Raw genomic sequence first — 5,183 nt, 5'->3', positions numbered from 1 at the left:
ATTAACGGCGGCCCGGTGATCAAGGTCAATGCCAGCCAGCGCTACGCGACCAATAGCGTCACCGGCGCGCTGTTCCGGGATGTGTGCCGCGAGGCGGATGTGCCGGTGCAGTCGTTCGTCACGCGGGCAGATATGGGCTGTGGTAGTACCATCGGGCCGATTACCGCCACAGAAGTAGGCGTGCCGACCATCGACGTAGGATTGCCCCAGTGGGCGATGCACTCGATTCGTGAAACGTCTGGTACGCGAGATGTGGATTACCTGACGCGGGCGCTGACGGTGTTCCTGAACCGCCCGACGCTCTCCTGAGCTAACCAAGAAAAGTCTAGAAACGAAAAAGCCCGCTGACTGAGTCAGCGGGCTTCTGCTATTGCTAGCGGTATTCGGTGTTGGTGGCTACGCCCTGATTTGAACAGGGGACCCCATCATTATGAGTGATGTGCTCTAACCAGCTGAGCTACGTAGCCGTTCAACGGGGGCGAATATTACTCAGAGATACGCCACCCGTCAAGCATTTATTTGTTTTAGGCGTTAGACATTAAAGCGGAAGTGAATCACGTCGCCATCTTTGACGATGTAGTCTTTACCTTCCAAGCGCCATTTGCCGTTATCTTTGGCACCTTGCTCGCCGCCCAGCGTGACGTAGTCGTCATAGGCGATGACTTCGGCGCGGATAAAGCCTTTCTGGAAGTCGGTGTGAATCACACCGGCGGCTTCTGGAGCGCTGGCGCCTTCTCTTACCGTCCAGGCGCGTACTTCTTTCACGCCAGCGGTGAAGTAGGTTTGCAGGCCCAGCAGTGAGTAGCCCGCGCGAATCACACGATCTAGCCCCGGCTCTTCCATGCCCATTTCGGAGAGGAACATACTGCGTTCTTCATCTTCGAGTTCGGCAATTTCCGCTTCTAGCTGATTGCACACCGGCACCACAATCGCGCCTTCTTCTGCGGCGATCTCGTTGACGATATCCAGGTAGGGGTTGTTCTCAAAGCCATCTTCATTGACGTTAGCAATGTACATGGTGGGCTTGAGGGTCAAAAAGCCAAAGCTTTTTACCTGACGTTTTTCGTCGTCATCCAGGCCAAAGCTGCGCAGCGGCTGGCCTTCGGCAAGATGCGGCAGGATTTTGTCCAGCACGGCTTTGGTGGCAATGGCGTCTTTATCACCGCCTTTCACTGAGCGCAGCAGGCGCTGGCTGGCTTTCTCGACGGTGTCTAGGTCGGCCAGGGCGAGCTCAAGATTGATGGTCTCGATGTCGGCGCGGGGATCTACTTGGTTGGCGACGTGGATCACGTTGTCGTTATCGAAGCAGCGCACCACGTGGGCAATGGCTTGGGTTTCACGAATGTTGGCCAGGAACTTATTGCCCAGGCCTTCACCTTTGGAGGCACCCGCCACGAGGCCTGCGATATCCACAAACTCCATGGTGGTGGGCAGCACTTTCTCAGGCTTTACGATGGCCGCTAGCGCATCCAGGCGTGGGTCTGGCATCGGGACGATGCCAACGTTGGGTTCGATGGTGCAGAACGGGAAGTTCTCTGCATCAATCCCTGACTTCGTCAACGCATTGAACAGCGTGGATTTGCCTACGTTGGGTAGGCCGACAATACCGCAGTTAAAGCCCATAAATAACTTCCTGGCCGCTAGGGCGGCGCTACCAATAAAGCGCCTGCCAAGTGTGAAAAAAGCGCGTGCGTAACGCGTAGAGAATGTGTGCTGAAAACGTGCTGCTATTTTACGCTATGTAGGCGGTTCATGGCTTTAGCCCAGTCGCCGGAAAGCGCAAGCGGAAGCGTGGCTAGGCACTCATCCAACGAGCGCTCAATGGCTTCTTGTTCGGCTTTGCCAGGGCGGCCTAGTACATAGTTCACTACTTGGCGCGCCTCGCCGGGGTGGCCGATGCCAATCCGTACGCGGTGGAACTCTTTTTGGTTGCCCAGCGCGCTAATAATATCCCGCAGCCCGTTGTGGCCGCCGTGCCCGCCGCCGGTTTTATAGCGTGACTGCCCAGGGGGGAGGTCAAGCTCATCGTGAGCGACCAACAGGTTATCTGGGGTAAGCTTAAAAAACTGGGTTAGCGCTGCCACAGCCGCACCGCTGCGGTTCATAAAGGTGGTGGGGTTGAGCAGGTGCAGCTCATGGTCACCCACGCGGGCTTTGGCGTATAGCCCTAAAAACTTTTTCTCAGGACGCAGTTCGGTGTGGGCGCTGCGTGCAATGGCGTCCACTAGCCAAAAGCCCGCATTATGGCGGGTGGCGTCGTATTCTGCGCCTGGGTTGCCCAGTCCTATAATGGCCGTTACCTGGCTCATTTTCCCACCTCCAACGGTTCTGGAAGATATGTCGTTGACTCACTGGCAGCTGCTTTGCAGATAAGCAGGGTAGCGCCACGCTGCAAAAAAAAATCAAGCGCCGAAGCGCTTGATTTTAACATCCTTGGGCCATGCGGGCATGGCCCAGGCGGCACTGGTCAGCATACGCTGGCAGCACCTTTAGCAAGGCTTACTCGGCGCTGGCTTCTGCGTCGCCTTCACCTTCGCCTTCTTCTTCGTCACCGCCACGTACTTTCACTTTGGTGATGCTCAGAATGGCGTTGTCGTGCTCTTCACCGTGGGACAGGTCAACAGAAGTGACGCCAGCCGGCAGGGTCAGGTCAGACAGGTGCAGGGTAGTACCCAGCTCAACGTTGCTGATGTCCACTTCCAGGAAGTCCGGAAGGTCTTTCGGCAAGCAGCTGATGGCGACTTCGTTAGCCAGGACGTGCAGTTCGCCGCCTTGGTCTTTGATACCTACACACTTCTCTTCGTTCACCACGTGCAGCGGCACGTTCATGGTGATTTCGTGAGTAGCATCAACACGCAGGAAGTCAGCGTGGGTCAGCAGCGGCTTGAACGGGTGACGCTGCAGGTCACGAACAACCACTTGCTCTTCTTTACCGTCGATCACCAGTTTGATGACAGAGGAGAAGAAGGCCTCGTCTTCAATCGCTTTGTAGAAAGCAGTTTTTTCTACAGAGATAGACTGAGCGCCTTTCTCACCGCCGTATACAACGGCCGGTACTTGTTGGTTCGCACGACGCAGGCGGCGGCTCGCACCTTTCCCCAGGTCGTTACGAACGCTGGCTTGCAGGATAAAATCAGACATGGAATTTGCCTCTTGGTTTAAGTAAGGAAACGCCGCCGTCCGCGACCAGACGACGACGTTTCCAGGGCCCCAGGTGGGGGCTTATAACGTCAGGCGTTAGTGGAACATTGCGCTGACGGATTCTTCGTTGCTGACGCGGCGAATCGCTTCCGCAATCAGGCCAGCAACGCTCAACTGGCGAATCTTTCCGCTACGACGCGCATGGTCGGCGAGCGGAATGGTGTCGGTCACGACAACCTCGTCCAGTACAGAGTTGGTGATGTTGTCGACCGCAGGGCCGGACAAAATCGGATGCGTAGCATACGCGACGACGCGCGCAGCGCCGTGATCTTTCAGAGCTTCACCGGCTTTACACAGTGTGCCAGCGGTATCAATCATGTCATCGACGACCACACAGGTGCGGCCTTCGATTTCACCGATAATGTGCATCACCTGGGCTTGGTTAGCCTGGGGGCGACGCTTATCAATGATAGCCAAGTCAGCATTCAGCTGTTTGGCGATGGCACGGGCACGCACAACGCCGCCAACATCGGGGGAAACAACCACGAGGTCGTCGTAGTTTTGACGCTCGATGTCGTCCAGCAGGATCGGGGAGCCGTAAACGTTATCAACCGGTACGTCGAAGAAACCTTGAATTTGGTCGGCGTGCAGGTCCATGGTCATAACGCGGTCAACGCCTGCTTTCACCATCATATCAGCCACAACTTTTGCTGAGATGGGAACGCGGGCGGAGCGTACACGACGGTCCTGGCGGGCATAACCAAAGTAAGGAACCACTGCCGTAATACGGGCAGCCGAGGCGCGACGCAGAGCGTCGACCATCAGGATCAGTTCCATCAGGTTGTCGTTCGTGGGGGCACAGGTGGATTGCAGGATGAACACATCCTTACCACGCACGTTCTCATTGATCTCGACCGCGATTTCGCCGTCGCTAAATTGACCAACCGTTGCGTTACCCATACGGCTGTCTAAGCTCTCGGCAATCTTTTGAGCGAGTTCGGGATTGGCGTTCCCGGTGAAAACCATCAATTTTGACACGCGCAGCCACCTTTGCAGTGTTGGGGATCAGGGGAGAAAACGCAGATCAACATTAGAATTGGCTGGGGTACCAGGATTCGAACCTGGGAATGCCGATACCAAAAACCGGTGCCTTACCACTTGGCGATACCCCAGCAATAACCTAATGCGATGACCGGGCGCTTTCAGCAGCCCAGAGCATCTTGTAGGGGAGAGGTGTTAAGTCCGCGCGCGACCCACGCTTGCCAGCGCTGATTAGCTAGTTCAGCCACCGTTTGCGCAGCCTCTTGTGACTCAAAAGCTGCAAACAAACAGGCGCCAGTGCCCGTCAGCCGACTAGGTGCGTGCTGCGCGAGCCAGTCAAGTGCTTCCGCGATACGCGGGTAGCGTTTTTTGACGGTAGCTTCGCAGTCATTACGCCACTCGGCCACTCCCCCCTGCAGTGCGCGCGCCATAGTAATGGGGAGGCTGTCGCGTGTCAATTCCGGGTCTTGGAAGATTGCGGGGGTTGAGACGCTAATGCCTGGGTGGATGACCACAAACCACGGGGTGTCGAGGGTCGCGGGCGTTAATTTTTCGCCCACGCCTTCGGCCCAGGCGCTTTTGCCTAAAACGAAGACGGGTACATCGGCACCTAGCGCTAAGCCCAGCTCTGCCAGGGTGGCATCGCTGAGCCCAAGCTGCCAGAGCTGATTGAGCCCTTTAAGTACGGTGGCCGCGTTGGAGCTGCCGCCACCCAGGCCGCCGCCCATGGGCAGGTGCTTCTCAATTGATATAGAAGCACCAAGGTGGGTGCCGCTGGCCTGCTGCAACCGCTTTGCTGCACGCACAATAAGGTTGTCATCGTGCGCTACGCCATCCATCGATGTGGTCAGTTCGATAACGCCGTCTTGGCGCAGGTTGAAGCTTAGATAATCGCAGAGGTCGATAATCTGAAACAGCGTCTGCAGTTCGTGGTAGCCGTCTTGACGGCGGCCCACAATATGCAGCATGCGGTTTAACTTGGCCGGGGCGGGTAGGGTGAG

At 56.6% G+C, this 5,183-nt stretch carries 5 protein-coding genes, 2 tRNA genes and 1 pseudogene; 1 reads left to right on the top strand and 7 read right to left on the bottom strand.

Annotation, left to right across the window (positions count from 1 at the left end):
- Positions 1-309: pseudogene (locus BIS10_RS17265) on the top strand (M18 family aminopeptidase); the annotation flags it as partial.
- Between the two features lie 81 nt (positions 310-390).
- Here the strand turns inward: BIS10_RS17265 and BIS10_RS17260 are convergent.
- From BIS10_RS17260 to ispE, 7 genes are all read right to left on the bottom strand, one after another.
- Positions 391-467 (bottom strand) — tRNA-Met (locus BIS10_RS17260).
- 64 nt (positions 468-531) lie between these two features.
- On the bottom strand, positions 532-1,623 hold the full coding sequence (ychF, locus tag BIS10_RS17255; RefSeq protein WP_083024640.1) for a redox-regulated ATPase YchF: 1,092 nt from the start codon (positions 1,621-1,623) through the stop codon (positions 532-534).
- Between the two features lie 104 nt (positions 1,624-1,727).
- A complete protein-coding gene (gene pth / locus BIS10_RS17250) occupies positions 1,728-2,309 on the bottom strand; it encodes an aminoacyl-tRNA hydrolase (protein WP_083024638.1) in 582 nt (193 codons plus the stop codon).
- A 190-nt stretch (positions 2,310-2,499) separates the two neighbouring features.
- Positions 2,500-3,141 carry a 50S ribosomal protein L25/general stress protein Ctc gene (locus tag BIS10_RS17245; protein ID WP_083024637.1) on the bottom strand — a complete coding sequence of 214 codons (642 nt, stop codon included), beginning with the start codon at positions 3,139-3,141 and terminating at the stop codon, positions 2,500-2,502.
- Between the two features lie 96 nt (positions 3,142-3,237).
- Positions 3,238-4,179 carry a ribose-phosphate pyrophosphokinase gene (locus BIS10_RS17240; RefSeq protein ID WP_172416021.1) on the bottom strand — a complete coding sequence of 314 codons (942 nt, stop codon included), beginning with the start codon at positions 4,177-4,179 and terminating at the stop codon, positions 3,238-3,240.
- Between the two features lie 59 nt (positions 4,180-4,238).
- Positions 4,239-4,313 (bottom strand) — tRNA-Gln (locus BIS10_RS17235).
- Positions 4,314-4,343: 30 nt separating this feature from the next.
- Positions 4,344-5,183: 4-(cytidine 5'-diphospho)-2-C-methyl-D-erythritol kinase (gene ispE, locus BIS10_RS17230; RefSeq protein ID WP_253507147.1), on the bottom strand; the 840-nt coding region annotated here is incomplete at its 5' end.

Source organism: Halomonas sp. 707B3 (genome assembly GCF_024158645.1).
Taxonomy (GTDB): domain Bacteria; phylum Pseudomonadota; class Gammaproteobacteria; order Pseudomonadales; family Halomonadaceae; genus Vreelandella; species Vreelandella lionensis.
This window is presented reverse-complemented; position numbering and strand designations above follow the sequence as displayed.